The 26,712-nt window shown below is 35.5% G+C and carries 29 protein-coding genes and 1 tRNA gene; 20 read left to right on the top strand and 10 right to left on the bottom strand.

The window, feature by feature from the left end; translation table 11 throughout:
- Positions 1-477 carry a phage terminase large subunit gene (gene terL, locus SLH48_RS05100; RefSeq protein ID WP_320257258.1) on the top strand — a complete coding sequence of 159 codons (477 nt, stop codon included), beginning with the start codon at positions 1-3 and terminating at the stop codon, positions 475-477.
- A 1-nt stretch (position 478) separates the two neighbouring features.
- Here terL and SLH48_RS05095 read toward each other — a convergent pair whose 3' ends face one another.
- The gene (locus SLH48_RS05095) at positions 479-682 is read right to left on the bottom strand and encodes a hypothetical protein (protein ID WP_320257257.1); all 204 of its coding nucleotides are present in this window, start codon (positions 680-682) and stop codon (positions 479-481) included.
- A gap of 56 nt (positions 683-738) precedes the next feature.
- On the opposite strand from SLH48_RS05095, the gene SLH48_RS05090 reads away from it, so the two are divergent.
- Genes SLH48_RS05090 through SLH48_RS05075 form a run of 4 tightly spaced genes read left to right on the top strand, consistent with a single transcriptional unit; the run spans position 739 to position 3,992 of the window.
- The gene (locus SLH48_RS05090) at positions 739-2,259 is read left to right on the top strand and encodes a portal protein (protein ID WP_320257256.1); all 1,521 of its coding nucleotides are present in this window, start codon (positions 739-741) and stop codon (positions 2,257-2,259) included.
- Entirely contained in the window at positions 2,252-3,388 is a 1,137-nt protein-coding gene (locus tag SLH48_RS05085) for a phage minor capsid protein (protein WP_320257255.1), read from the top strand. The genes SLH48_RS05090 and SLH48_RS05085 overlap by 8 nt, the downstream gene beginning before the upstream one ends.
- Before the next feature lie 5 nt (positions 3,389-3,393).
- The gene (locus tag SLH48_RS05080; RefSeq protein ID WP_320257254.1) at positions 3,394-3,663 is read left to right on the top strand and encodes a hypothetical protein; all 270 of its coding nucleotides are present in this window, start codon (positions 3,394-3,396) and stop codon (positions 3,661-3,663) included.
- Positions 3,664-3,707: 44 nt separating this feature from the next.
- The gene (locus SLH48_RS05075) at positions 3,708-3,992 is read left to right on the top strand and encodes a hypothetical protein (protein WP_320257253.1); all 285 of its coding nucleotides are present in this window, start codon (positions 3,708-3,710) and stop codon (positions 3,990-3,992) included.
- Between the two features lie 149 nt (positions 3,993-4,141).
- Here the strand turns inward: SLH48_RS05075 and SLH48_RS05070 are convergent, their stop codons facing one another.
- From SLH48_RS05070 to SLH48_RS05060, 3 genes are all read right to left on the bottom strand, one after another.
- Positions 4,142-4,636, bottom strand: coding sequence for a tyrosine-type recombinase/integrase (locus SLH48_RS05070; protein ID WP_320257252.1), 495 nt, complete (start codon positions 4,634-4,636; stop codon positions 4,142-4,144).
- A 54-nt stretch (positions 4,637-4,690) separates the two neighbouring features.
- The gene (locus SLH48_RS05065; protein ID WP_320257251.1) at positions 4,691-4,909 is read right to left on the bottom strand and encodes a hypothetical protein; all 219 of its coding nucleotides are present in this window, start codon (positions 4,907-4,909) and stop codon (positions 4,691-4,693) included.
- Between the two features lie 372 nt (positions 4,910-5,281).
- Positions 5,282-5,378, bottom strand: a tRNA-Sec gene (locus SLH48_RS05060).
- Between the two features lie 633 nt (positions 5,379-6,011).
- Between SLH48_RS05060 and SLH48_RS05055 the strand changes: the two genes are divergently transcribed.
- The 3 genes from SLH48_RS05055 (at position 6,012) to selB (ending at position 8,743) form a co-directional block, all read left to right on the top strand.
- On the top strand, positions 6,012-6,344 hold the full coding sequence (locus SLH48_RS05055) for a DUF4257 domain-containing protein (RefSeq protein WP_214482385.1): 333 nt from the start codon (positions 6,012-6,014) through the stop codon (positions 6,342-6,344).
- A gap of 74 nt (positions 6,345-6,418) precedes the next feature.
- Entirely contained in the window at positions 6,419-6,622 is a 204-nt protein-coding gene (locus SLH48_RS05050) for a hypothetical protein (protein ID WP_214482386.1), read from the top strand.
- A 210-nt stretch (positions 6,623-6,832) separates the two neighbouring features.
- Positions 6,833-8,743 carry a selenocysteine-specific translation elongation factor gene (selB, locus tag SLH48_RS05045; protein ID WP_320257250.1) on the top strand — a complete coding sequence of 637 codons (1,911 nt, stop codon included), beginning with the start codon at positions 6,833-6,835 and terminating at the stop codon, positions 8,741-8,743.
- Positions 8,744-8,862: 119 nt separating this feature from the next.
- On the opposite strand, the gene selD is transcribed toward selB, so the two are convergent.
- Positions 8,863-9,915, bottom strand: a complete 1,053-nt coding sequence (gene selD / locus SLH48_RS05040; RefSeq protein WP_413785394.1) for a selenide, water dikinase SelD — start codon at positions 9,913-9,915, stop codon at positions 8,863-8,865.
- Positions 9,916-10,124: 209 nt separating this feature from the next.
- Here selD and SLH48_RS22455 point away from each other — a divergent pair, with 209 nt between their 5' ends.
- On the top strand, positions 10,125-10,334 hold the full coding sequence (locus SLH48_RS22455; RefSeq protein ID WP_410629504.1) for an Rdx family protein: 210 nt from the start codon (positions 10,125-10,127) through the stop codon (positions 10,332-10,334).
- Positions 10,335-10,557: 223 nt separating this feature from the next.
- Here SLH48_RS22455 and SLH48_RS05035 read toward each other — a convergent pair whose 3' ends face one another.
- Positions 10,558-10,938 (bottom strand): Hsp20/alpha crystallin family protein, encoded by a 381-nt coding sequence (locus SLH48_RS05035; protein WP_320257248.1) that lies wholly within the window; start codon positions 10,936-10,938, stop codon positions 10,558-10,560.
- Positions 10,939-10,978: 40 nt separating this feature from the next.
- On the opposite strand from SLH48_RS05035, the gene selA reads away from it, so the two are divergent.
- Positions 10,979-12,457: an L-seryl-tRNA(Sec) selenium transferase gene (gene selA, locus SLH48_RS05030; protein ID WP_320257247.1), complete on the top strand. Its 1,479-nt coding sequence runs from the start codon at positions 10,979-10,981 to the stop codon at positions 12,455-12,457.
- Between the two features lie 4 nt (positions 12,458-12,461).
- On the opposite strand, the gene SLH48_RS05025 is transcribed toward selA, so the two are convergent.
- Positions 12,462-12,605 (bottom strand): small acid-soluble spore protein P, encoded by a 144-nt coding sequence (locus SLH48_RS05025; protein WP_214482391.1) that lies wholly within the window; start codon positions 12,603-12,605, stop codon positions 12,462-12,464.
- Between the two features lie 124 nt (positions 12,606-12,729).
- Between SLH48_RS05025 and SLH48_RS05020 the strand changes: the two genes are divergently transcribed.
- Positions 12,730-12,990, top strand: a complete 261-nt coding sequence (locus SLH48_RS05020) for a hypothetical protein (RefSeq protein WP_214482392.1) — start codon at positions 12,730-12,732, stop codon at positions 12,988-12,990.
- Between the two features lie 254 nt (positions 12,991-13,244).
- Here SLH48_RS05020 and sspO read toward each other — a convergent pair whose 3' ends face one another.
- The gene (gene sspO, locus SLH48_RS05015; protein WP_214482393.1) at positions 13,245-13,394 is read right to left on the bottom strand and encodes a small acid-soluble spore protein O; all 150 of its coding nucleotides are present in this window, start codon (positions 13,392-13,394) and stop codon (positions 13,245-13,247) included.
- 315 nt (positions 13,395-13,709) lie between these two features.
- On the opposite strand from sspO, the gene acnA reads away from it, so the two are divergent.
- From acnA to SLH48_RS04980, 7 genes are all read left to right on the top strand, one after another.
- Positions 13,710-16,415 (top strand): aconitate hydratase AcnA, encoded by a 2,706-nt coding sequence (gene acnA, locus SLH48_RS05010; RefSeq protein ID WP_320257246.1) that lies wholly within the window; start codon positions 13,710-13,712, stop codon positions 16,413-16,415.
- A gap of 477 nt (positions 16,416-16,892) precedes the next feature.
- Positions 16,893-17,903 (top strand): NADP-dependent oxidoreductase, encoded by a 1,011-nt coding sequence (locus SLH48_RS05005; RefSeq protein ID WP_320257245.1) that lies wholly within the window; start codon positions 16,893-16,895, stop codon positions 17,901-17,903.
- Positions 17,904-18,350: 447 nt separating this feature from the next.
- Entirely contained in the window at positions 18,351-18,938 is a 588-nt protein-coding gene (locus tag SLH48_RS05000; RefSeq protein WP_320257244.1) for a TlpA disulfide reductase family protein, read from the top strand.
- A gap of 362 nt (positions 18,939-19,300) precedes the next feature.
- Positions 19,301-19,441 carry an FbpB family small basic protein gene (locus SLH48_RS04995; protein WP_410629344.1) on the top strand — a complete coding sequence of 47 codons (141 nt, stop codon included), beginning with the start codon at positions 19,301-19,303 and terminating at the stop codon, positions 19,439-19,441.
- A gap of 84 nt (positions 19,442-19,525) precedes the next feature.
- On the top strand, positions 19,526-19,672 hold the full coding sequence (locus SLH48_RS04990) for an acid-soluble spore protein N (RefSeq protein ID WP_214482398.1): 147 nt from the start codon (positions 19,526-19,528) through the stop codon (positions 19,670-19,672).
- A gap of 544 nt (positions 19,673-20,216) precedes the next feature.
- Positions 20,217-20,447 carry a small acid-soluble spore protein Tlp gene (tlp, locus tag SLH48_RS04985; RefSeq protein ID WP_320257243.1) on the top strand — a complete coding sequence of 77 codons (231 nt, stop codon included), beginning with the start codon at positions 20,217-20,219 and terminating at the stop codon, positions 20,445-20,447.
- A 492-nt stretch (positions 20,448-20,939) separates the two neighbouring features.
- Positions 20,940-21,362 carry a thioesterase family protein gene (locus tag SLH48_RS04980; protein ID WP_320257242.1) on the top strand — a complete coding sequence of 141 codons (423 nt, stop codon included), beginning with the start codon at positions 20,940-20,942 and terminating at the stop codon, positions 21,360-21,362.
- A gap of 441 nt (positions 21,363-21,803) precedes the next feature.
- Here the strand turns inward: SLH48_RS04980 and SLH48_RS04975 are convergent, their stop codons facing one another.
- Both SLH48_RS04975 and plsY read right to left on the bottom strand, forming a co-directional pair.
- A complete protein-coding gene (locus SLH48_RS04975; RefSeq protein WP_320257241.1) occupies positions 21,804-22,964 on the bottom strand; it encodes a CapA family protein in 1,161 nt (386 codons plus the stop codon).
- Positions 22,965-23,618: 654 nt separating this feature from the next.
- On the bottom strand, positions 23,619-24,200 hold the full coding sequence (gene plsY, locus SLH48_RS04970; RefSeq protein WP_214482402.1) for a glycerol-3-phosphate 1-O-acyltransferase PlsY: 582 nt from the start codon (positions 24,198-24,200) through the stop codon (positions 23,619-23,621).
- 164 nt (positions 24,201-24,364) lie between these two features.
- On the opposite strand from plsY, the gene SLH48_RS04965 reads away from it, so the two are divergent.
- Together SLH48_RS04965 and SLH48_RS04960 are read left to right on the top strand one after the other, a co-directional pair.
- A complete protein-coding gene (locus SLH48_RS04965) occupies positions 24,365-26,104 on the top strand; it encodes a glycosyl hydrolase family 18 protein (RefSeq protein ID WP_320257240.1) in 1,740 nt (579 codons plus the stop codon).
- Positions 26,105-26,247: 143 nt separating this feature from the next.
- Entirely contained in the window at positions 26,248-26,661 is a 414-nt protein-coding gene (locus tag SLH48_RS04960; RefSeq protein WP_320257239.1) for a CoA-binding protein, read from the top strand.
- Positions 26,662-26,712 lie beyond the last annotated feature (51 nt).

Below are 26,712 nucleotides of genomic sequence, written 5' to 3'. Positions count from 1 at the left end.
ATGGGTAAAAAGAAAGGCGACTACTCGGCGATTGGTGTTGTTGCGAAGGATAAAACAACGAATACCTATTACGTTATTGATTCCTGGGGCGAACGTGTTAAGCCTGACGTATTCATGAAAAAGATCGTTGAAATGACGCTAAAATATCAGCCCCATGGCATAGCAGCCGAGGCGCAAATGGCGCAAGAGTTTTTCGTTGATAAGCTGAAAGAGGCGCTAAGAAATGCGAATTACCCGGCACATTCACGCGTTCATAAAATTCAGCAACGCCAGCGTAAAGAGCTTCGAATCGAGGCAATGTTGCCGGATATTGAAAGCGGTGGAATTCAGTTTTCAAGTAATCACGCCCTGTTGCTCGAACAATTTGAACGATATGGAACGGGTGAGCATGACGACTTAATTGACGCAATGGAGCAGGCGATTTCAATATCTAAAAAGGTCAGAGCGCGAGTAATGGAAAAGCCTGCGTGGTTGTAGTTTACTCATTATTTTCTCTTTCTTCTATCAATCCATTAGACTTTGGCGTCAGTTTATTGTTTATATCTTTGAGTAAATTTATTATCCCAAATAAACAACCAACGACTACTCCGAAAGTGATATAAACTATCCAATCAAACGGTAAAAATACATCTAATAAAAAATACACGACGATTGCTGCAACTATCGGTTTTACAAATTTCATAGAAAGACCCCCTTGTAATCTATTAATTATATTACTAAACGAAAGGAGGCGGTGCAATGTTCGAAATAGGCAAGCAGTTTCCACCGGCAGGCGACGTTGAACGCTTAGCGAAATATAAGCGAGGTAAATCGTTCTTTGACGGCAAGCAACACGAAGTCTATCAACGTGCATCCGAATTATTAAAAGACAGACCTTTTGCGTCGCAAATGGAAAAGTTATATATCGCGGTGAACATCATCGATATACTTTGCACGAAACCAGCCGATCTACTCGTCGGTGAACCACCGAAATTTGAATCCGGCATGGATAGCGAAAGTACTGAACAAAAAGCGATTAATCGAATCGTTGAGGAAAACGACATAACTCAGCAACTACACGAACTAACCGTCGGCAATGGTTATCGTGGCGATGCCTGGATTAAAACGTATTACAATGTACGCCAAGATTTATCAGCGATTCCCGGCGATTTGGTGAAACCGGAACTCAGCCCTGAGCCGATTATTGAAACGGTGCCGTCATGTTACGTGTTTCCGGAACTTGCGAATGGTTCGGCTAAAAAATTCAAGGCGATTAATATTGCGTGGGTGGAATACATTGAAACAAAGCGAGAGGAAATCCCATTCTTAAACGTTGAAAAGCACGTACCAGGTTACGTTATATATGAACGTTATCGCTTAGTCGAAAAAGGCGTCGACACTACTTGGGGCGTACCTATTGAATTGTTCGAAATCGAAAAGAAGGTCGATACCATGCGCGAGTCTGACGTTGACGAAACTTGCGTGCCACACTTACTCGTTGAACAAATCCCGTACAAGTCAGTCGACGATGATTGGCGCGGTATTAGTTTAGTCGAAAAGTTAGAATCGGTGTTGATAGCGATTAATGATCGCTTGGTACAAATCGATTATATCTTGTGGAAACACAGCGACCCGACGTTATATGGCCCCGAATTAACAGAGGACGGAGCAGGCTCGGTCGCACTTGGAGGCAATTATATTCCGGTACAAAAGGAAGAACAAACGCCTGGCGCAATCGTATGGAACGGGCACTTAGATTCAGCGTTTAAGGAGCTCGATATTTTACTAGGCACCGTATTCCAAATGGCGGAAACCCCGCAATGGTTATTCGGTACAACAATGACGGAAGATCGAGGCGGTACCGGAACGAGTCACACTGACGGAGCAGCCATAAAAGCGAGGTTCATGCCGATCTTATCAAAGGTGAAGCGGATTCGGGCACACGTTGATCGAGCGATTCGCGACGCTTTGTGGAAAGCACAAATCCTCGAGAACTATGCGAATGAGGGCGTTGAGGAGTTTACGCCATACGACCCGATTTATCCTTCGGTTACTTGGAGCGACGGTTTACCGAAGAATGAGAAAGAGCTCGCCGAAATCATGCAGATTCGTACTGGTGGAAAGCCAACAATCGACGTTCAATCAGCGATCAAAAAGCAGGATGGTGTAGACGACGAAAAGGCTCGCGAGGTTATGCGTCGGATTGATGGTGACGAGGAAAGTGTCAACGGAATGGTAGATGGAACGGTTTTTAACGGAGAGCCTTTGAACGATGAGTAACGCCGACATTCCAAAACCAAATTACGATTACAACGTCGCTCAATTAGTTGGCTACTATGAAAAGGCAATGCGTCAATTACAACGTGAACTCGATCGTATTGATTTAACGGAATACCGACGAGCTAATATTACGGCTACACTCGCCAACATTAAAAAGATACTACGCGATCTCGATAAGAAATCGGTCGAGTGGACGAAAGAGAATATCGAACTAGCTGCCGAGGATGGTGTTGCGAGGACGTTAGTTGCTCTCGGCGAAGCTGGTACGTTGGAAGAGGCGAAAACGATTGTTGCTTTCAGCGCAGTTAACAAAGAACTCGTCAAAATGGCGGTCGCAGACACTCAATCCGATTTACTTGCTGTCACTAAAAACGTTGAGCGAAAGGTCAGGAACGCAGTTCGTTCGGTCACGGCAGAGGTCATGAGAACCAACTTGACGCAAAACGTTAACGGTACTCGGACACTTACTCGCGATATTGTTTCGGGGTTAAAACAACAGTTAGATAAGTCGTTAGAAACCGGCATTATTGATTCTATGGGGCGAAGATGGCGACCGAAGGTTTATGCAGAAACGGTAGTCATGACGAAAATGGCTGAAACACATCGACAGGCGACAATGAATGAAGCGGTGGAGCGTGAAGCATATTACGGATTGATTTCGAGCCACGGTGCGACGGATGCTTGCCGAAATTGGGAAGGGCGAATTGTTAAGATAACGAGGGACGCGCCGGGCGATTATCCGTATATCGGCGACTTGCCGAGGCGTGAGATATTCCATCCGAGGTGTGGTCATCAAGTAATGCCTACAAGCGACCCTAATTTGGTAGTTGATGGAAATAATAAACCGGTGTATAATAAAGTTGAACGAATATTAAAGAACACAAACGATATAGACGAAACTATTGCGAATATTAAACGATCTAATATAAGCGATTGGAAAGTCGGGGAACTTAACGCCCTCCTGGATCGTATAGATACTAAAGGGTTGAACCGTAATAACAGAGCAACCTTAAAAAGAGAAGCAATTCGAGCAGCAGGATTTTCAAACTTTGATTTTAGAGGGACAAATGCTGACGTCAAGGCATTTAAAAATCTAAAATTACATGTAATTGAGCTTTCAGAGTGGTGAAGAAAATGAACACTGATGCGAAATTTATTAGACTCATAGAAGATTGTAAAAGAAAAGTACATGAACATCCTACTGATGAAGAAGATCAGAAACGATTTGATTATATTGTTGAGGAATTAACTCAAATAAAAGATGCAGCGATAAACAAGACACTTGCAACCGACTTTGAATATTTAGAATTAACACAGATGATAGAAAGATATGATCCGGAGGAAATTATAGATCAAGTGTTAGCAGTGAATAAATTCTATGTTGAACATTATCAAGATTTATAACCGTCCGATCGTTAATTAACGCATAACGAGAAGGCGGTGTTATTATGAAGGCGGAAAATGTTAACGAACTCCTAACGCAAATAAATATCGCATTACCACTCATTCGCAGCAATTATGAAGCTCAACCGACGCAAATGTTAGAGTTGATACTTCAACGGTACGAAGCAGCGAAAGAGATACTCGAAAGCAAACCGGCTTCAAACATTGCTAAAGATATGTTCGAAATAACTGGAGGCGCCAGGGCCTATTTAGAATCAGCGAATGATTACTTAAACCCGATGCTTGAAGAATTATATAAATGCGAAGAATTAATCGACGCAGCAGATTAAACCGTCCGATCGTTAATTAACGCATAACGAGAAGGCGGTTTTATTATGCCATGTTGAAACGAGTACGGGATTTAAGCGAGTGAAGTTTACCGAAGTGGTCGACGTTGAAGTGGACGTATATGAGCCGGTGTAAAAACCGGCTGTAGTTCTCATTTATTACCAAAAACTCGATTCAACGGTGAGTAAGTGTTGTGTTGCCTTTTTATATCAACGTCAGTCATTTGTACGTAACGTCGAACCATGTTCATATGTGAGTGACCAAGTATTTTTTGTAAGCTAAACGGATCACCTCCGTTTAGTATATAATACAATGCTCCCGTATGTCGAAATGTGTGCGGGGATACTCGCTTATCCTTAATTCCTGCAATCTTACCAACTAAGGCTATATCGTCACGAATAGTGCTTGTACTAATTTTTCGCCCCTCGTATGTTAGAAAAGCGTATTCACTATCGCAATCCTCCGTTTCAACCAAATACTCTTTAAGTAGGCGGATGGTTTTAGAAGAAAGTGGCACATAACGACCTACTCGCGTCTTAGTTTCGACGCCCTCTAATTTTATAGTGCCTGACTTCAAATCGATATTATTACGTTTAAATTCAACTAGCTCTGAAACTCTTACTAACGTATCAAGTAATACGTACACAACCACCTTAGTGCGAAATCCAACGTAAGTCGAATCATCAATCGCACCTATCGTTCACTTAACTTCCTCACTTGTATATGCTTCTATTATGTCTATCGACGCTTTAATTGGTTTAAACCGTTTATGTACCGGCTCGTCTATCCAACCTTTTTCTTCGTACACATAGCGCACAAATGCCCTCATAGTTCTGACTCGAATATTAATATAAACTGGCGCTAGTTCCATCTCCTCAATCATGTCCGCAATCCAGCTGCAAAATAATTCTGTCGTCATTTCCTCGCGGGAAGATCAGTTTCAGCATACCGCATAAAATATTCGTAGTGAATATAGTATTCGTCGATAGTTCTATTTTCGAGTCCTTCGGCTTTCTTGAGATACATAAATTGTTCGAACATCTCGCTCATTGACATCGATAAAACTACGCGTTCTCTTGAGGAATTGTCGCGATTGTATCTTCTCTTAATAGTTTTTTTACGCATAAAAATAGCCCCTTTCAATTTTTGAAAGCGGACAGTTTCATCGCCAGACTGTAACGGTTTTTCATTACGGATCATACCGGGAGAAATCCGTTAGGGAAATCTCGCACAAATGACCGTATAAAATCATCGATCAAATCACTAGAAACCCTTATGCCGTAATGTATATTGGCGGGACTGCATGGGAATCGAACCCACCAAAGACGACACGCGCCTCTCAAACGGTTTTGAAGACCGTGGCACTCACCAGATGTACACCCAGCCCCACATTGATAAAGTGTAGATTAGTAATAGTAATTTACGAGTAACATTATACAATTCACTACATAATATCGGCAAGAGAAATTTTTTGCATATATTAATTTAATGGTTAATAGATTAACTCAAGGAACCTGATAATTATATATTAATAATAATACTAGTGATTAATTGAAGGATGTTAATTAAGGTATTTGTTTCAACAATATATACACTAGTACTTGAATACTATAGTAAAACAAGAGTTATGCAAGTACATATTCCTATTTTTATAATTATAAGATAAAAAAGGAAAATAATGTTTATATATATGTTATGATAATAAATAATAATATAGCCTATTAAAGGACAGTGAACAAGCTTTAGAAATCTTTGAAAAAGACTGAAAATTAAGAAAAATAAGATCTGCTTTACTTTTATTACTCCAATAAATTCAATCCCCAATATATTTATTAAACCATCTACCCACTATTAAAACTATTGCTTCCAATTTCTATCAAACCTATATTATGCAATTGAATATCGAATTAACTCTTTATTAACTGCTATCTATGTAGTCACATGCTTAGGTTTTGTAAAATTGTAAAGAAGTTAAATGGAATTTTAGTGCTTTTACAACTAAAAGGAGGTTGAGGTGAGAAATGCTACTTGAAACCGTGTTAATTTCGGCGATAGTAGGGGGGGTTACGGGAATTATTGCCCATCTCATTCGTAATAAAAGAGTTCTCATCTTCCCCAAAAAAAGGACACAGCCAAAAGGTTATGATGTTGGTTTTATTGCGGATTTTTTAATAGGTTCAGTGGCTGCAATATTAGCCACAACATATTTATTTTCACCGTGTAATGTTACAGATTTAGTCGGTATTTCAATATTATCAGGAATGGCAGCTGAAAATATATTATTACATCGAGAAATTAAAACAGAGAGAACAAAAGTGGATGGACTTGAACGTGTTAAAAAAAGGTTAATGTAGTCGCATGAATGATCTAACGGTTAAAGGTTTTTATGATATAATAGCAGTACTGATAAATTAACGGAGGTCTTTTCATGCGAGGATTAGCAAAGCATCTAACTGAAGCAGAGAAAGAGCAGGTTGATGGGCTAACAGAAAAAATGAAGAATGCCTTAACAGAAGAAGAAGTACAGTATTTTGAAAACAAGATTCATGATCTACTAGATGAAGTTGAAAAGCGTGCAACTAACCAAGATATGCAAAGGGCAATAGAAGAACAAGCAGCTACCATTGCGTAATAAAATGTCATGGCATATATCGCACATTAAGCGCCAAGTATTCGTGTTCTGATACTCAAAAATTATGCCTTTAAGATGGTTTGATTAGTAGTTTTTTCACCAATAGCTATCTAAAAGGTGCATAGAATAGGTTTTTACTTCATCAGTTTTAAAAATCATACAAAGAGAAATTACAATGTAATATTGTGATTGAGTTGCAGGTGATGTTACATGACAGAGCAGCATTATACGATCGGCCTAGCTGGTCATATAGATCACGGAAAAACAGCTTTAACGAAAGCGTTGACAAATGTAGATACTGACAGATTGAAAGAGGAGAAGGAGCGCAAGATTACTATAGAGTTAGGTTTTGCACCTTTGCACCTTCATGAAAACATGTTGGCCTCAATCATTGATTGTCCTGGTCACGAACGGTTTATTAGGCAGATGATTTCAGGAGTGGCTGGCATAGATGTTGTTGTTATTGTAATTGCAGCCGATGAAGGTGTCATGCCACAAACGAAGGAACACCTAGAAATATTATCTTTTTTAGGAATTAAACATGGAGTTATTGCAATTTCTAAAATAGATACAGTAGATGACGAAATGCTTGAACTCGTTAAAGAAGATATTCAGTCAGAGTTACAAGGGACAGTTTTTGAATATGCTCCAGCCCTTTTAGTTGATAGTTTGTCAAACAAGGGAATTGATGAGCTTAAAGAGGTATTACTTAAACTATTACAGACTATCTCACCACGAAATACAAGACATGCATTTCGCTTGCCAATCGACCAAGTTTTTACGTTAAAAGGTCAAGGCACAGTCGTAAGAGGAACAGTTTTTGATGGGTCTGTGCGGGAAGATGAGCAAGTAACGATACTACCTTCAAACCAAAGAGTAAATATAAGGCAAATGCAAATGCATAGCAAACCAGTAGATGAAGCTTGGGCTGGACAAAGAATAGCTATAAATGTATCGTCTTTACGTGATGAAGTGAAGCGTGGTGATGTGTTAGTTTCTTCTTCAGAATCTTATTTAGTAACTAATACGATTGATATTGCACTTTCACTTAGTAAGCATGTTAAGCACACACTAAAACAAAGGTCTCTAGTAAAATGCCACATTGGAACAGCTGAAATAATGGCGAAAATTGTCTTCTTTGATCGTAATGAGGTTAATAGTGATGAAGATCATGCGGAAATTCTCTGTCAACTCCGTTTAGCAGAGTCTACGGTTGTGACAAGAGGAGATCGTTTTATCATTCGTAGGCCTACTCCAGTAGAAACTATTGGTGGGGGATGGGTAATTGACCCTAATGGTCAGAAATACCGATTTGGCAAAGATACAGTATCTATGTTGCATAGCAAAATGAAAGGGACTCCGAAAGAACGTTTAATAGATATGATCGAACAAGCTGGTATCATTTCCATACCTGACATTAATAAGCGTAGTTCGATTGACGAACGCCTGGTAGGTGAATTGGTCTTACATCCAGAGTTTGTTGTTATTAAAAAGAACCAAGTTACTCTAAATGCTATTATCCTTAATATCATTGAAGAGATGAAATCATATTTACATACTTACCATGTTCGTTATCCATTAAGAACAGGAATCAACAAAGCGGAATTACTTCAACACTTTTCTACCAAATATCCAACACAAGTGCTTGATTTTGTACTTAATCAAACGTCTGATCAAGATATATTTATTAAGAAAGAGCAATTTATCTCAATGCGTTGCTTTACTCCTAGTTATCCTAAACAATGGTCAAAACGAATGGAGAATATGATTCAAACGATCCGAAAGGACGGAATCACAGTTCTGTCTTGGGCAGAATATGTAAAACAATCAGGATTACCCGATAGGGAAGCTGAAGAACTAAGAAATTATTTGATATCTACTGGAAAACTAGTACGTATGAGTGATAAATACTATATTCATTTTATAGCGTTACAAGAAGCTATTACAAAGCTACGCTCACATTTTCCGAAACAGTTTGAGCTTAAAGACGCTAAAGATGTTCTACAACTATCTAGGAAGTATTTAGTACCATTACTTGAACTGATTGATAAATTAAATTATACAACGAGAGAAGACTCTAACAGAGTATGGGTTCAAATAAGAAGCAGCGGTTCAGAATAGATTCCCGCTGCTTCTACATTTTGGACCTTTTGCTATAATCATTTCATGGCTTGTGAACAGCTTAGTTAGTAATGGTTTAACCATTATTTCTCGTATATACGTCCAATTAAAGTAAAAACTTACTGAACGTATATAAACTGATCTTCTTTTTCTATTACACGCCCGATAATGGCTGCGTCTTCAAGACCATTATTATGTAGCTCTTCTACATACGATTTTGCTTCGTTTATAGGCATACTTATAAAGAGCCCACCCGAAGTAATGGCATCACATAATAGTAACTGTTCAGTTTCAGTGATGTTCGTACCATATGCCACAAATTGTTTTAGCCATATATGATTGGCTTTTGAGCCTCCCGGTATTACTCCATTTTGCGCTAGCTTATGTGCACCGTCTAATAGAGGTGTTTTCGAGTAATCAATTATCATACTTACATTACTTCCTCGCGCCATTTCACTTGCATGTCCAAGTAATCCAAATCCCGTTATATCAGTAACAGCACTTGGTGTATATTTTTGTAACAAATCAGCTGCCAACTTGTTCAACTGAGCCATGATGGCTGTAACTTGTTTTGTCTGTTCGAGTGTAGTTTTATCGCGTTTAATGCCAGTTGTTAAAACTCCTACACCGAGTGGTTTCGTAATCACTAATACGTCTCCAGCTGTAGCACCAATATTTTTCCATATTTTATTCGGATGAACAAAGCCAGTAACAGATAACCCAAATTTAGGCTCTTGATCATCAATGGAATGCCCACCAATAATTAGTGCATCTGCTTCTGCTACCTTATCAGCAGCTCCCTTTAAGATTTGTGCTAGAATTTCTGCCCCTAGTTTTTTGATTGGGAAACCGACAATGTTTAATGCTGTTTTTGGCGTAGCCCCCATCGCATATAGGTCGCTCAATGCATTCGCAGCTGCAATTTGACCAAACATATATGGATCGTCAACGATTGGAGTAAAGTAATCTAAAGTTTGTACTAATGCTAGTTCATCAGTTACTTTGTAGGCTCCTGCATCATCGGATGTTTCATGTCCGACCAGAAGGTTTGGATTATTCTTTTGTTCAGGTAAATAGCGCAAAACTTGCGCTAGGTCTTGTGGACCAATTTTACAGCCTCAACCAGCTTTTGTTGATAACGCAGTTAAACGGATTTTTTCATGTTCACTCATCATCTTCACCTCCGTTAATAAAAGTATAGACTGACAATAAAAAAAAAACCAATAGTTTAAGTAACTTTACGATATAATAATGGATGTACTACAATAAAAGTGGTTGCAAAATATTTGCTATCCCATGTTACTTAGGCATATGCTGAAATAATTAATTTAGTACTGGAGGAATAGTTGTGAAAAATTATAAAGTATCCGTAGAATTTTGTATGCAGTGAAACTATGCACCTAGAGCTGCGAGTTTCGCAGAGAAGTTGTTTTCTCATTTTTATTCTAAAATAACAAGTCTTGAGCTTATTCCAAGTTCAGGTGGTGCTTTCGAAGTTTCAGTTAATGGTGAGAAGATTTACTCAAAACTTGAAACTGGTGAACATCCGGATCCCAATGAAATTATAAATATGATTGAGCAAAAAGAATAAATGGAATAAGATGTGAACATGTTCAAAATAACATAAACATTGGTGTATGATGTGGAGACTTTATTTCACCTGACCGAGGTTGCAAAATAGCCCATTTATCTCGGTAGCGGTACACTTATAAAGCAATCAGAGCAATTTAAAAAGCATCTGTTCACAGCTTGTGACTGATGCTTATTTTTGTGGTCAAATTTTCTACGAAATACTGTAGAAGATGAATAGGATATTACTGTATGTTAATATGTTTTGTTTGAACATTTGTTTTAGCTTCTTTACTAATATAAATTTCTAAAATGTCATTATGAAACAGTGCTTTCATTTCTTTCAATTCAATAGAAAATGGAAGAGTCACGTTTCTTTCAACTACCTCTTGCTCATCTTTGTTAACGATAATTGAAACCTCATTATTGTGTCTAGTTATATTAATCTGCTGTTTGTTCACATTTGGTAATTCTGCTTCCACTATATATTCATGTTCAGTCTCAAATAAATCAACTCTAAATTGTTGCTCGTCAATCATTTGATAGAAAGAGTCATGAAAAAATTGCTCCATCCAATCTTCAATACACTGGATTTGCATCGCTTTAGGATATTTGTTATTAACCATTTGAATTATCCTCCAGAAATATACTATTGGATATGATATGATGATTGAACGAAAAAGGTGTCAACAATTAAAATGGTTAAAAATAATTGATAAAAAATGGACTGGGGAAGATTTCATGAGAATTGATTTATTAAGACAAATACCACCAATACATATATTGCAAAAAAACAATCAATTTTTTACTATGTTATTAGAGTTTAATATAGACGAGCAAACGTTGACTCAAGTTATTCAAACCGAAGTGAATCAATTGAGAGAACAGCTTTTATCTAATGAATATATCATTCAATTTCATGGGCAGGCCTCCATGATTGATCATATATTTTCTAAAGTTAAAGCTAAACTACAGTCAATGTCTGAATATCATTTACAAAAGGTAGTTAATGCTACGGGAGTAATCCTACATACAAACTTAGGGAGAGCCCGCTTAAGTGATTCAGCTGTAAAGAGAGTAGCAGAAATTGCATCAAACTATTCCAATTTAGAATTTGACCTTGATTCGGGCACCAGGGGTTCTCGGCATGACATCATTGAGAACATAATTAGTAAAGTGACAGGTGCTGAGGCTGCGATGGTTGTCAATAATAATGCCGCTGCTGTATTTTTAGTATTAAGAGCATTAGCAAAGGATCGAGAGGTCATTGTGTCCAGAGGGCAGCTTGTAGAGATCGGGGGTTCATTTCGAATCTCAGCTATTATGGAGGAGAGTGGAGTATCCCTTAAGGAAGTTGGGACGACAAACAAAACTCATCTACACGATTATGAAGAAGTAATTAATGAGCAAACTGCGATGATCATGAAGGTGCATACGAGTAACTTTAAAACGATTGGATTTACTAAAACAGTACCTACACAAAATCTTGTACAGCTTAAAGAAAAGTATGACGACATCTTATTTTATGAAGATCTAGGTAGTGGGAGCTTATTCGATTTTCAGCAAAATGGCATTGGGGATGAGCCTGTAGTAAGAGACATCCTTGAACAAGGAGTTGACTTAGTATCTTTTAGTGGTGATAAATTATTAGGGGGTCCTCAAGCAGGAATAATTGTTGGGAAAAAGCCTCTTATTGATCTGTTAAAAAAACATCAGCTTGCGCGAGTCTTAAGAGTTGATAAAATGACTTTTGCAGCACTTGAAGATACACTTTTATCATACTTAAAAGGTAATATACTTGAGATCCCAACATTGCGAGATTTATTGGAAACGACCGAAGCGATTAAACAACGTTCTGAGCATTTTATAGAATCGGTTAACACCAAAACAAATGATTATAAGTTCGCTTTATTAAAAGATGAATCCGAAATTGGCGGAGGAACAATGCCAGGAGTTACTCTCCCCACATATGTTGTAACAGTAGAGCACCATAGCAAATCGTCTCAACAGCTATCACAACAGTTAAGGAGGAGCACACCGAGCATTGTTACTAGAATTAATAAAGGTAAGGTCGTACTAGATTTTAGAACTGTGACTGTAGAAGAGGCAAATGTAATAGTTGATATATTACATAGGATTTCATAATTTTTTACATATCATGTCCTTTATTATGCTTCTGTCTCGTATGGTTATGATTTTTTACTTTTTTCGATCCGTCTAATGGCTCAGGCTGACCAGGGTTTTCACCATCAGGAGCATTTTTACGAATTCCTTTAGTATTATTTTCATCCATGGATAAATCTCCTCCTTCTTTTTTAGGATGACAGTATAGTTTTTTTTTATTCAATGAATAGATATTAAAAGCTTTGTCTATACTAGCTTAGAAAGTTCCATCTATTTGAAGGAGTTGACATTAAGTGCCTTATCAAAAAAATAAACAGCAAGCTTTTCAAGCTGCACAACAAGGTACAGAGGAAGTTAGGGACGTATACAATAATATCGTAGAGAATCGTGCGGATTATGGATCTGAATTAAAACATTTATCTAATGAAATAAATGAAGCTTACGAACAAATAAATAATGCACTTGAAGTTGCCTCTGAAAACCAAAAGCCGAAACTAGAGCAATTTCAGCAAGATTTACACACGATTGTAAATGAAATCAATAATACACCTTAAACCTGCCTGGGCAGGTTTTTTTGTCTTCATCATGTTAATTTCGTGTTTCTTGAAATTTTCTATATTCAATTGATGTGAGTTGAACTTATTTAATGTAATAATGAAACAACCATTTCACAAGAGAAAAGGTGTATTCTTGCGAAATGGCATTTGTCGTTGAAACTTTGTTCAGAATATTATTATGATGTAATGTTATATAAAACAAGGTTCGTGCATTAATCATGATCAAAATTTACGAAAAGGTTTGGTATCTTTTATTGATTTTTCTTTCTCTTCTTATTGTTCGCTCTTTGCTCAGCAGTCAATGGCTCATTTTGCATTTCTTCATTATAGCCCGCACCCATTCCTTGTGATTTTGCATCATTCATACCAGGGATGACATGGTTTGCTTTACGTTTGCCCATTTCTTCACCTCCATCATCTTTATAATTACAATTTTTGCTGATAAATTGCAGACACTACTATTTTTTATTTGCAAGGGAAAAAATATGTATAATAAGGGAAACTTATCATTTTCAATAACATTATTGATATTTACTTATAATCTTCCTTGTATTAAGATGGATGAGAAGTAATTTAGAATTGGGAGAAAAAATGATATTTTTCGATAATACTCTCAACTAATTATTGAACATATTAATAATATGTTCAAATTAATGTGCGCTCAGAATGTTTTTTGAGACTACATTCTTAAAATTTCGACACAGGGGGAAGGACAAATGACAAAGCAAGACGTTTTTCAAGCACGTTCTTCATTTGAGGTTAATGGAAAAAAGTATAATTATTTTCAATTAAGTTCTTTACAAAAATTAGGTAACATTACTCGCCTACCATATTCTATTAAAGTATTGTTGGAATCAGTTTTACGTCAAGTTGACGGTCGAGTAATTACAAAAGATCATGTGGAAAATTTAGCTAAATGGGGTACTAAGGATATAAAAGCCATAGATGTACCTTTTAAGCCATCACGTGTTATTTTACAGGATTTCACAGGAGTACCAGCTGTCGTTGATTTAGCGTCACTGCGTAAAGCTATGGCAGATATGGGTGGAGATCCAGATAAAATTAACCCTGAAATTCCAGTAGATTTAGTAATTGATCACTCTGTACAGGTTGATAAAGCAGGTAGTGCAGATGCGTTAAACTTTAACATGGACTTAGAATTTGAGCGAAATGCAGAGCGTTATAAATTTTTAAGCTGGGCTCAAAAATCTTTTGATAATTATCGTGCTGTACCACCAGCTACTGGTATCGTTCACCAAGTAAATTTAGAGTATTTAGCAAATGTTGTTCAAGCGGTTGAAGAGGAGAATGGGGAATTTATAGCTTATCCTGATTCACTTGTAGGTACTGATTCACATACGACAATGATCAATGGTATAGGAGTTCTAGGCTGGGGTGTTGGTGGTATAGAAGCAGAGGCAGGTATGCTAGGACAACCATCTTATTTTCCAGTTCCAGAAGTCATTGGTGTGAAGCTAACAGGAGCTTTACCGAATGGCACTACAGCGACTGATTTAGCATTAAAAGTAACTCAAGTACTTCGTGCTAAAGGAGTTGTAGGAAAATTTGTTGAGTTTTATGGACCAGGTGTTGCTGAATTACCACTTGCAGATCGTGCGACAATTTCTAATATGGCTCCAGAATACGGGGCAACTTGTGGTTTCTTCCCAGTTGATGAGGAAGCGCTTGAATATATGCGTTTAACAGGACGTTCAGAAGAACAAGTGAAAGTTGTTGAAGCTTACTGTAAGGCTAATGGTATGTTCTTTACAGCTGATGCAGAAGATCCTATCTTTACTGATGTGGTTGAGATAAACTTATCAGCAATAGAAGCAAACCTATCAGGACCAAAACGTCCACAAGATTTAATACCACTTACTAAAATGAAGGAAGCATTTAATACAGCTTTAACAGCAGAAGCTGGCAACCAAGGATTTGGGTTAGATAAAGCTGAATTAGATAAAAAAGTAGCTGTCAAATTAGCAAACGGCAATGAGACAACGATGGAAACTGGTGCGATTGCGATTGCTGCTATCACATCTTGTACGAATACTTCAAATCCATATGTTTTAGTGGGTGCTGGATTAGTAGCGAAAAAAGCAGTTGAAAAGGGCTTGCAAGTTCCTGAATATGTAAAAACATCATTAGCTCCTGGCTCTAAAGTTGTTACTGGATACCTTAAAGATGCTGGTTTACTCCCATACTTAGAGCAACTTGGTTTTAACATAGTAGGTTATGGTTGTACAACATGTATCGGTAACTCAGGTCCATTGGCAGAGGAAATTGAAGAAGCAGTTGCGAAAAATGATTTATTAGTTACTTCAGTACTTTCTGGTAATCGAAATTTTGAAGGCCGTATTCATCCTTTAGTCAAAGGAAATTACTTAGCATCACCTCCATTAGTTGTTGCTTACGCTCTTGCAGGTACTGTTGATATTGAATTGCAAAAAGATGTAATTGGAAAAGATAAAGACGGTAACGACGTTTACATGAACGAAATTTGGCCAACTATGGAAGAAGTAAAAGAAGTTGTTAATCAAACTGTTACACCAGAATTGTTTAGAAAAGAATACGAACAAGTATTTGATGACAATGAGCGTTGGAATGAAATAGAGACTTCTGAAGAAGCATTGTATAGTTGGGATGAAGATTCTACTTATATTCAAAATCCACCGTTCTTTGAAGGGTTATCAAAAGAGCCAGGCACAGTACAAAACTTAAAAGGCTTACGTGTAGTTGCTAAATTTGGAGACTCTGTCACAACAGACCATATTTCACCTGCTGGTTCAATTGGTAAAGATACTCCTGCTGGTAAATATCTACAAGAACAAGGTGTAACGCCACGAGACTTTAACTCTTACGGTTCTCGACGTGGAAATGACCGAGTGATGACAAGAGGTACATTTGCTAATATTAGAATACGTAACCAAATCGCTCCAGGTACAGAAGGCGGTTGGACTACTCATTGGCCAACTGGCGAGATCATGTCAATATATGAAGCATGTATGAAGTATAAGGAAGATGATACAGGACTTGTTGTATTAGCTGGCAATGACTATGGAATGGGAAGTTCACGTGACTGGGCTGCTAAAGGAACGAACCTTCTAGGAATCAAAACTGTCATTGCTGAAAGCTTTGAACGTATTCATCGTAGTAATCTTGTTCTTATGGGTGTTCTACCACTACAGTTTAAACAAGGTGAAAGTGCTGAAAGCTTAGGGTTAACAGGGAAAGAAACAATCGAAGTTGCTATCGATGAATCTGTAAGCCCACGAGACCATGTAAAAGTGACAGCTACTGATGAAGCGGGTAATCAAAAAGAATTCGAAGTACTTGTGAGATTTGATAGTGAAGTTGAAATTGACTACTATCGCCACGGTGGTATTTTACAAATGGTTCTTCGTGACAAATTACACGGATAATTTAGAATATATTAAGTAAGTTAAAAAGGGTCTGACTAATTCTATATAATGTGAAAGGGAGTATACCAACATTTTTGCATAATATAGTATAAAGGTCTGGCCCTGTTTCTTTATATAGCTGTTTATGATACAGTACTTAAACTGTTAACAGCTGTTTAGCTTAAATGCAAGGACATTAAAAATGATCTTATTGTAGCAATATCAAATTAATATAATGACAACCCTGTTATAAGTATCTAGCAATAGGTAAAAATCGTACATAAATTAATTAGTTTAAATAGTAGAAGAAAAAGGGACAACTACCTGTTTGTTTATCAAAACCCTTGGTTAGATAATATAGTCCAACTGCCAAATTTATTACGTTCAATATTTTTATTGTTATGATGAAATCAACTTCTTTTTTGTTTAGAACAGTTTAGTATATAATCTAACGGTGTAGGGTAGTTTGTAGTATAGAAAGAGAAAGGAGATTCAAATATGCGTAGTGAAGAAATTCAACTAGCTTCAAGGCCACAAGGTGTTCCAAACAATGATAACTTTAATTTTGTAGAAATTAATTTACCCTCTCTCAATTCTGGGGAAGTTCTTTTAAAAACTTTATACTTATCTGTAGATCCATATATGAGAGGAAGAATGAGGGAAGGGAAGTCTTATGCTGCCCCATATGAACTTCATCAACCAATCGTCGGTGGTGTCATTAGTGAAGTAATGGAATCAAAGTCAGAGAAATTGATAAAAGGGGATATCGTTGTAGGTTTTCAGAAATGGGCTAGAAATCAAGTTGTTCATGAATCAGAGCTCCAGAAAATAGATCCATCGCTTGCACCAATTTCGACTGCGTTAGGAATTCTCGGTATGACAGGCTTAACCGCATATTTTGGTTTACTGGATATTGGTGAACCGAAAGAAGGGGAGACTGTTGTTGTATCGGGGGCTGCAGGGGCTGTTGGTATGATCGTTGGGCAGATTGCGAAGATCAAAGGCGCTCGTACAGTTGGGATAGCAGGTTCTCAAGATAAAATCGACTACCTAGTAAATGAACTTAAATTTGATGAAGCTATAAACTATAAGAGTGAACATTTCAAAGATGAATTAGCAAGCGCATGTGCTAATGGGGTAGATGTCTACTTTGAAAATGTTGGAGGAAATGTGTCTGATGAAGTATTTAAACATTTAAATGTACATTCACGCATCCCAGTGTGTGGAGCGATTTCTGCATATAATTTGCAAGAAGACATTGGACCGCGCATTCAAACTACTTTAATTAAAAACCGCACCTTAATGAAAGGGTTTCTAGTAGGTGATTATGCACATCGTGCTAGCGAAGGGATTCTACAATTAGCACAATGGTTAAAAGAAGGAAAATTAACATATGAAGAAACGATTATCGAAGGGTTTGAGAATACACCTGAAGCATTTATTGGCTTATTTAAAGGTACAAACTTAGGCAAATTATTAGTGAAAGTTGCTGAGCCGTCAAATCATTAACATTAGAATTACTTACAATAAAAGCGTTGATTTTTGACGCTTTTTTGTAAGGTTATTTTTACAGTTTACACATATATTGTTTTTTAATAATAAGATCTAAGCACGTTTATAACATAATAAAAATTCTATAATATAGATTAGTAACTAAATGTAAGTGGAAAAAGCAATAATGCTTACGCAAAGAGCCTTGTTAAAGACTATTTCGGTATTGATAGCTGTCGGGCACCTTTTCTTCACTAAAGACTATAAAAGTACTATAATATAGATCAGTGACTCTATGTAAGGAAAAAAAGCAACTAAGTGTGTGAATAGAGCTTGTCATAAAATGTTTATAAAGAGAAATATTATTATTACATATAAACAATTATAATAAACAATATAACGTTACATTTTTTTATTTCTAATTAGAGTTGTGATTTTTCACCATGGTATTTAAGGAGCGTTGGAATGAAAAAAATAATAGCTGGGATCTTAATAATCGGTTTTATTGGAGTAAGTATTTGGCAAGTAGTATCTGCTGGGAAAGATGGTAGCATTGAAGAAGTTTCCAAACATGTTGGAAATGGTACTGAAATTGTTGATGTTGATGAAAAAACTAGTAACGCAGAAGCTGCTGTTGAAGGTATTGCAGTAGGAAATAAGGCTCCTGATTTTGAATTACCTACATTAACTGGAGAATCAATTAAGCTCTCTGATCTACAGGGAAAAAAAGTAATAGTGAACTATTGGGCAACTTGGTGTCCACCATGTAAAGAAGAGATACCTGATTTTCAGTTATTTCATGAAAAATACGGCTCTGATGTTGTGATCTTAGCGGTAAATGTTGATCCAGAATATGATGTTGAGAGTTTTGTGAATGAATATGAAATGACTTTTCCTGTTCTGTTAGATGAAGATGATCAGGCAAATAGGATTTATCAAGTATTATCAATCCCTACTACGTATTTTATTGATAGTAATGGGATAATTAGAAATAAGTTTGTGGGTCAACTGTCTTATGAAAAGATGGAAAAGTTTGTTGATGATATGAATTAGAAACGATGTTTTGCTAATTCATAAAGAAAATAAACGAGTGTAGGATGTATGCTAGAAAATGTAAGGCTTTTTTTATAAACTTTGTTGTTATATATAATGGTAAAAGGACATTATAGAGTTTTAAGAGAGCTCAATAATTGCAATAGTAGCAAAGATGTCACTATTGCTAATCGACTTAGTATTAATATTGTTGAATGAACAACAATCTTTGCAAAAAAAAGCCAAATGTGAAAAGTGAGGAAAAGAAACTTATCAAAGATAGTTTCTTTTTTTGTGTTTGTATAATAATGATTTTTCGAAAAGTTGTAATAATTTATACGTTTATTGGGTAATACTAACGTTAAAATAATATATAAAGGATGGTGAGAAAATTGCGAAAAATTAAAAAAGTTACTTTTGAGGAATTGGTACGAGAAAATAAAAAAGAATTATTAAAAGATCAAGAGGCACTAGAGAGAATTGAATTAAAGCTTGAACAGAAAATGATCAGAAAAATCCAATAGTTTTACAGATGAAAACTTTTGCTCCTTTCATACATGAATAAGGTCAACTTGACCATAATAAATGATGAAAAGGGGGGGTTATACATGGCAAAACAGTTTAATGATAAACGTAGTCATTATACACCAAATCATATCGGAACTCAGCCTAGAGGCTTCGGTGGTAATAAAGGGAAAAAAATGCAAGATCAATCTGGTGACAAACCAGATGTCATTCAAACAAAAGGTGAATGAAGTTATTAAATATTGTGCTTTAGAGCCCTTAGTAATTAGTTAATTATAAGAAGGTTCAATATTTGTATGTATTCTCCTATAGCAAAAGTTGTCATAGTCATAAATAAGTTAGAGGCATGAAATCGCTTCTAGCTTTTTTTACTAGAATTTATTCATTAACCTTTACCATATCGAGGGTGTTTTGTTAGTTCATTATCAATATAAAGTTGAAAAAGTGCCACTTTGTTAAAGTGTAGGTGTATTACTTTTAAACATTAACAATATTGAAAAAAGCCTATGAATTAATTTGAAACTTACATCTAAACATTGCTGTCCGTTAAAGAGTAATACATGAATATACTAAACGTTCGGTGCATCTTTTCTTCTCTAGACGTTAGAAAAACATACCATACACATCAGTCATTCATATGTAATTAACAAAAGCAATTTCATTTTCGTAAGAAGTAATTTAATTGATTTTTTTAACGGACTTCTAATCATAATTTCAAGAGGTTTGAAACACACTAGTGATGTACAATATACAATTTGTATTGGAGGGTTAGTATTGACTAATAGACCAAAGCCTGATGATCGTAGTGATAATGTAGAAAAGTTACAAGATATGGTGCAAAATACGATTGAAAATATTGAGGAAGCACATGAAACGATGGAATTTGCTAGTGATGAAGAACGAGAGCAAATCGAGGCAAAAAATCAACGTAGAGAAGAAAGCATTGCAGCGATGAGAGAAGAAATTAAAGATGAAGCTCAAGACCGTGAAAACGGTTATAAGTAATATTCTCCCCAAAGGCCAACCTAGAAGACTTTAAAGCTACAATTAAGTCACATTTAAGACATGATTTCGGGAATAACCGGGCTCATGTCTTTTATTGTTTAATGAGGTTGTTGTGAAAATAGTGATTCTGTAACTGTTGTTTGAACATACTTTTTCTAAAAATATTTATATAGACATTTTTACAGAGACTCAACTTTATTCATGCTTATTTCACATATATGGTGTAGTGTTTTTATAAGCACGATATTTTACTTGCTCTTCTCTTCATGTAAAATAACAATGGGCTGTTCTCTTATTGATTATTGCAATTTGTTCTAAAATTTAAACACGCATTCTTGTAGCGTTGGTGGCATTTTCTACTTTTAAAATTTTTAAGTACTCATAAAACTCATCATATTGCTATTTCAAGTAAAGTGGTAACATAAGTTTACGAAAAGAGCCTAACAATTAAAATTATAAAAATAGCATTATAATTCATAGGGGGAATTAAGGTTGTTAAAATCAAAGAGAAAAATAGAAGTTCGTTATGCTGAGACAGATCAAATGGGGGTTGTTAATCATGCAAATTATTTAACATGGATGGAAGTAGGCAGAACAAAGTATATTCAAGATTTAGGATTTTCCTATGCAGCAATGGAGGATGATGGAATTTTATGTCCAGTTCTTGAAGCACATGTTTCGTATAAAAAGCCAATACGTTATGGAGAAATTGCAGAAATTACAACTTGGGTTGAAGAATATGATGGGTTGAGAGTTGTGTATGGCTACGAAATTACCAATTCCGAAAGCCAGTTAGCTGTATGTGGCACAACGAAGCATGTGTGTGTAAAAAAAGATTCTTTCCGCCCAATCAGTATAGCTAAATATTTTCCTGAATGGCATGAAGCATATGAAAAGGTAAAAAATCAACGATAATTATATTTTATGTCGGAATGGATTAGAGAAATATTAGTTAATTGACAAAGCTTTTACAATAACATGAAGAAAAGGCATCCCATAGCCACCACATATATTATTGAGACAGCCGTTACGTCTGAAAGAAAATTTCAAGTTTTTTTACTTTCAGATCGTCTTTTTTATTAAGCTGTTTTCGTAATGGTGGTTGTTGCTTCTCGTTCTAAACAAAAGCGTCTTTTTATATAATGTCTAGCTTCACATATTTCCTTAGAAGGGAGGTGAGATCCAGCCTCACCTTCCGATACGGCTACTTGCAAGCATTCAACAATAGTTTCGTGGCATCTTTTCTATAATATGATGATAAGTATCCATTGATAAGTATCCAAAAATTCTTTTTACTGTTGTAATGTTGTATAAATACAAATACAAAAGAGCCTATTATTACTATGAAATATTATGCTAAGGTTGTTCATCTAGCCATTGATACATATGTTCCATTGTATCATTATACATTTGCTCATATAGATGGTCATTGTTGGAACTAACCAGTTCACTTAAAATATATGTTTCGAAATTACTTTGATATTGATTCGATACATATGTAGGAGTAAATGTTGGATTGTCTAAGTGTATTTCATTTACATTACCTGAAAAACTTTTCGTTACAGTTATTTCAAATAATCCTCCTATATCTTTATAGTCATTATATTGTCCTGACAGAAAGTTACCTAGAGAATAAACGACTATACTCTTAGAGCTATCATCTCTTTCAATCCACTCGATTGGCTGTAGTACATGTGGATGATGACCTATAATAATGTCTACCCCTTCATTTGCTAGTAAATGAGCAAGTTCTTGCTGTTGAAAAGACGGGAACCGTTCATATTCATTTCCCCAATGCATACTTACAACGATGACATCTACATCCGCCCTCAATTTTTTAATATCCTCTTTAATCTTTGTAACATTTATTACATTAACCAAGTATTCCTTTCCTTTAGGTATAGGTAAGCCATTCGTTCCATATGTATAGGCAAGAAAACCTACTGATATCTTATTATTTACAAGTATACGTGGTTGTTCTTTATCTTGATTACTACGGTATCCCCCAACATAAGCCATATTGATTTTATCATAGTAAGCAGTAGCATTTAATACGGCACGTTCTCCACGATCTAGCGTATGGTTATTTGCAATAGAAACAATATCAACGCCAGCAGCCTTTATAGTATCAGCTATGTTATAAGGGCTATTAAATCGTGGGTAAGTAGAAATTCCTAACTCTTTACCACCAATCATGGATTCTTGATTGGCAAATGTAATATCTGGTTTTGTTAGTAGGGGAAGTACATTGGACATCATAGGTGTAAAATCATAACCATCCGATGTTTTAGCATCGTTATAAACTGTACTATGCAATAATATATCACCTACTGCTCCTATCGTTAAGCTAGTCGTAAAGTCTTTTTGGGACAAGTGATGAGTTTTATTATGATGAGTATTAACAACTACCTGAACGCTTTGAGTATTAATAGATGTTAACAAAAACCAACTAAAAATGGATATACAAACTGTTACAGTTGTTCCTAATGAAACGAACAAAATTTTCCGATACATCATATGTTTACCTCTATTTCTTTGTTTACATAAATTATAACAATTATTATAAAATCAGGTAATAAAAATGCAATATATAATTAGGAATATGTTTAATTAGCAAAAAAAATTATAAAGTATATTTTAAGGGGGAATTCCCCCTCATTACATACCTATAAATAAAACCAAAGATAAAATACTCCTAAAAGAATAAAGAAAAATGTTAGCACATCTACTCCCTCCATTTTTGTTCAAAGAAAAAGCTTAAATCTGTATCTGCTAAATATATAACCTACTAATTTAAATTCAGTACGGTTGGTAAAATAAATTTTCATATCGCTGGTGATGGGTTAGTTTATGTAATTTGAAAAAATTAAGTATGTTCTATTGTCCTAAATTATTAAAAATTGTTTTATTTTACGTCGCTTTTTTTCACAAAAAAAAGGAACTTCATATAGAAATTCCTTATAAATGGTAATATGTTGTTGTGAAACAATGATTGTTGCTTTACGTTCTAAAATTTAAGCACGTATACATCTATAGCTCGTGACATCCTTTATATTTTACAATTATTGAGTTCACATTATACTGATCATGCTTTTATTTTGTAGTGAAAAACAACAATGTTTACGAAAAGAGCTTTGAGAAAAAATGTTATGTATGATTGGACTTAAAGCGTTACCATAATTTTGCTTTTGGTTCTGTTTTATTAATTAGTCGCGATATATTAGCTCTATGGCGATAAATAATAAATATTGTTAAAACACTAACTACGATAATTAACGGAACATCTTTTGTATAAAAGCTATAAAAGACTGTTAAAACACCTGCTAGCATAGAGGAGAGTGAAACATATCTTGTCATAATCAAAAGAAGGAAGAATACGATTACAGCGAACAAGAAAGTCAACGGCTGATAACCTAGCAGAACACCTCCCGATGTCGCTACTGCTTTACCACCTTTAAACTTTGCAAATACTGGAAACATATGACCGACTGATGCGAATAATCCGATTAATAGTGGGTGAATATCAACTTCAATGAGAAAAGGCAGTAGTGCAGCTAACGTTCCTTTTAAAATATCACCCAGAGTTACGATTATCCCAGCTTTTTTCCCCAATACACGAAAGGTGTTAGTACCCCCTAAATTTCCACTCCCATGTTCACGTATGTCTATATTATACCCTATTTTTCCAACTATAAGCCCAAATGGGATGGAACCTAATAGATATGCAATTACAATAATCATTACTTCTGACATTTATGAATCTCCTTTGATAACAACGTTTCTATTTCTTTCATTTTACCACTTCTATCTAAAAACACCATACAATTTCATGAACATAAAAAAAATTATAAGAAAGGAAGAATTTATTCTTTTCAATTTGTGATTTATTGCGTAATATGTCGATAGGAGGGGATTTTATGTCAAGGCTTGAAACCTATAAAGAGAAAAAAACTAAAACACCCTATATTGTAATGGGATTAAGTATATCTTTAATTATGATAGTATCTAGTATTTTATTATATATTTATTTATTACCTTCAACAGAAAGTGTTGAATACTTTCAGGCGGAAAATGACATTATTTTTGAAGGCGAGGTGATGTCTACTGCGTATGTTGTTGATGACGCAATTTATTTCCCATTTTCATTTATTCAAGAAGAAATAGATTCTTCTATTGTTTTTGATGAAAACTCGAACTCTATTATTATTACTACGAGTAATAAAGTTTTACAGCTTCCTTCAGAGTCGTTAACTTATTTTATAAATGAAGAACCATTTAAGTTAGAGGTACCTGCTTTAGTTACAGAAGCAGGTGAACGTTATATTAATATCGATCAAATATTACAAATATATCCAATAGAAGTGAAACTGAATGATGAAACATCCGCTATTATTGTTCAAAAACACGGTCAAACATTGTTAACAGGTGTTGTAGAAGATAAATTAAATGAGCATGAATCAAGATTGAGGGTAGAGCCATCTCTTAAGTCAAAATACGTTGCGGAGTTAGATGGAAATGAATCTATTATTATTGAAAAAGATGATCATAGTGAATATTACTTCATCAGAAAGGAAAACGGGATTGCAGGGTATATTAAAAAGAATTCGATAAGTTTAAACAAACCGACGACGGTTAATTTAACGAGAGATTTGCGTGCAGAACAAAGAATGTTAATAGATGGGCCTATAAATTTAACTTGGGAAGCTGTGTACTCTAAAAATCCTGATACATCAACAATGCCACAGATGGACGGTTTAAATGTAGTTTCTCCCACTTGGTTTTCGCTGAAAAATAATGAGGGAGATGTTACAAATTTGGGATCTACGGCATATTCCGAATGGGCTAAACAACGTAATTATCAAGTATGGGCTGTATTTTCTAACGATTTTGACCCTGAAAAAACCCATGAAGCATTTAAAGATTTTGATACAAGACAAAAAATTATTCGCCAAATACTTCAATACAGTCAAATGTATGAGCTAGATGGCATCAACATTGACATTGAAAATGTTAATTTGGAAGATGGACCACTCGTCACACAATTTGTAAGAGAAGCAACACCTTACTTGCATGAAGCAGGGCTAGTAGTAAGCATGGATGTTACTTTTATATCTGAAAGTGAGAATTGGTCTAAGTTTTATGAAAGAGAAAAGCTAGCCGATGTTGTCGATTATATGATGGTTATGGCGTATGATGAACACTGGGCATCGTCACCTATTGCAGGTAGTGTGGCAAGTTTTCCTTGGGTGGAAAATAATCTAGAAAGAATACTAGAAGTGATTCCTAACGACAGATTAATTTTAGGTGTCCCACTATATACACGAATATGGGAAGAGAAAGAGAATGATAATGGTGAAATAGAAGTATCTTCAAAGGCGCATTCTATTGAATTTGTCCGTGAGTGGATGAATGAACGTAATTTAGAACCAGCATATGACGAAAAATCTGGACAATACTACGTCGAATATATGGATGAAAAAGAACAAGCAATGTATAAAATTTGGATTGAAAATGACTATTCATTACAAAAGAGAGCTCAAATTGTACATTCGTATCAGCTGGCAGGTATAGCTACTTGGGCTAGAACGTTTGGCAATGAAGGTGCTTGGACTGCCCTTTCTGACTCGTTAAAACATATCCAAGTCACGCAAAAGTAAGAGGTGTAACATTGGTTTGTACTTTGTATGTAAATAGATAAGATTGGATAGTGATTTGTTTTAAAATACGTAAGCATTTCTATTTCTGAGCTTAAGGTGATAGTGATACAATAAGTATATAACTAATACATGGAGATGATTAGATGGCAATTGAAATTCCAAATCGAGAAGAATTGGGAGAAATCTTAAAAAAAAGTAAACGGGTTGCGGTTGTTGGTCTATCTGCCAATCCAGAAAAAACATCCTACAAAGTTAGTAAAGTTATGCAGGATGCAGGATATGAAATCATCCCAGTCAATCCAACTGTTAATGAAGTATTAGGTGTCAAAGCAGTGAAATCTCTTCAAGAGATTGAAGGTCATGTAGATATCGTTAATGTATTTCGTCGGTCAGAGAAACTTTATGACGTTGCAAAGGAATTTGTAGAAATAGATGCTGATGTTTTTTGGGCTCAATTAGGACTTATTAATGAAGAAGCATATCATTTTTTAAATGATAAAGGATACACTGTTGTTATGGATAGGTGTATTAAAGTTGAATATGCTGCTACAAAGTAAGTTTGAACTCATTCTTCAATGACTGCTTTATTTTGCATAATTATTGTACAA

This window comes from Cytobacillus sp. IB215316, assembly GCF_033963865.1.
GTDB lineage: Bacteria > Bacillota > Bacilli > Bacillales > SM2101 > Nanhaiella > Nanhaiella sioensis.
The sequence above is the reverse complement of the archived record's forward strand: the minus strand, read 5'-3'. Positions and strand labels throughout refer to the sequence as shown.

Coding starts and splice junctions, on each gene's coding strand:
- sspO (WP_214482393.1), bottom strand. CDS start 13,394: ATGGGCAAACGTAAAGCAAACCATGTCATCCCTGGTATGAATGATGCA.
- SLH48_RS05035 (WP_320257248.1), bottom strand. CDS start 10,938: ATGGTTAATAACAAATATCCTAAAGCGATGCAAATCCAGTGTATTGAA.
- SLH48_RS05025 (WP_214482391.1), bottom strand. CDS start 12,605: ATGGATGAAAATAATACTAAAGGAATTCGTAAAAATGCTCCTGATGGT.
- SLH48_RS04975 (WP_320257241.1), bottom strand. CDS start 22,964: ATGATGTATCGGAAAATTTTGTTCGTTTCATTAGGAACAACTGTAACA.
- plsY (WP_214482402.1), bottom strand. CDS start 24,200: ATGTCAGAAGTAATGATTATTGTAATTGCATATCTATTAGGTTCCATC.
- SLH48_RS05005 (WP_320257245.1), top strand. CDS start 16,893: ATGCGTAGTGAAGAAATTCAACTAGCTTCAAGGCCACAAGGTGTTCCA.
- SLH48_RS05085 (WP_320257255.1), top strand. CDS start 2,252: ATGAGTAACGCCGACATTCCAAAACCAAATTACGATTACAACGTCGCT.
- SLH48_RS05050 (WP_214482386.1), top strand. CDS start 6,419: ATGCGAGGATTAGCAAAGCATCTAACTGAAGCAGAGAAAGAGCAGGTT.
- SLH48_RS04990 (WP_214482398.1), top strand. CDS start 19,526: ATGGCAAAACAGTTTAATGATAAACGTAGTCATTATACACCAAATCAT.
- selB (WP_320257250.1), top strand. CDS start 6,833: ATGACAGAGCAGCATTATACGATCGGCCTAGCTGGTCATATAGATCAC.
- SLH48_RS05090 (WP_320257256.1), top strand. CDS start 739: ATGTTCGAAATAGGCAAGCAGTTTCCACCGGCAGGCGACGTTGAACGC.
- SLH48_RS05000 (WP_320257244.1), top strand. CDS start 18,351: ATGAAAAAAATAATAGCTGGGATCTTAATAATCGGTTTTATTGGAGTA.
- selA (WP_320257247.1), top strand. CDS start 10,979: ATGATTGAACGAAAAAGGTGTCAACAATTAAAATGGTTAAAAATAATT.
- terL (WP_320257258.1), top strand. CDS start 1: ATGGGTAAAAAGAAAGGCGACTACTCGGCGATTGGTGTTGTTGCGAAG.
- SLH48_RS05055 (WP_214482385.1), top strand. CDS start 6,012: ATGCTACTTGAAACCGTGTTAATTTCGGCGATAGTAGGGGGGGTTACG.
- SLH48_RS05095 (WP_320257257.1), bottom strand. CDS start 682: ATGAAATTTGTAAAACCGATAGTTGCAGCAATCGTCGTGTATTTTTTA.
- SLH48_RS05065 (WP_320257251.1), bottom strand. CDS start 4,909: ATGACGACAGAATTATTTTGCAGCTGGATTGCGGACATGATTGAGGAG.
- SLH48_RS05080 (WP_320257254.1), top strand. CDS start 3,394: ATGAACACTGATGCGAAATTTATTAGACTCATAGAAGATTGTAAAAGA.
- acnA (WP_320257246.1), top strand. CDS start 13,710: ATGACAAAGCAAGACGTTTTTCAAGCACGTTCTTCATTTGAGGTTAAT.
- SLH48_RS05075 (WP_320257253.1), top strand. CDS start 3,708: ATGAAGGCGGAAAATGTTAACGAACTCCTAACGCAAATAAATATCGCA.
- SLH48_RS04960 (WP_320257239.1), top strand. CDS start 26,248: ATGGCAATTGAAATTCCAAATCGAGAAGAATTGGGAGAAATCTTAAAA.
- SLH48_RS04965 (WP_320257240.1), top strand. CDS start 24,365: ATGTCAAGGCTTGAAACCTATAAAGAGAAAAAAACTAAAACACCCTAT.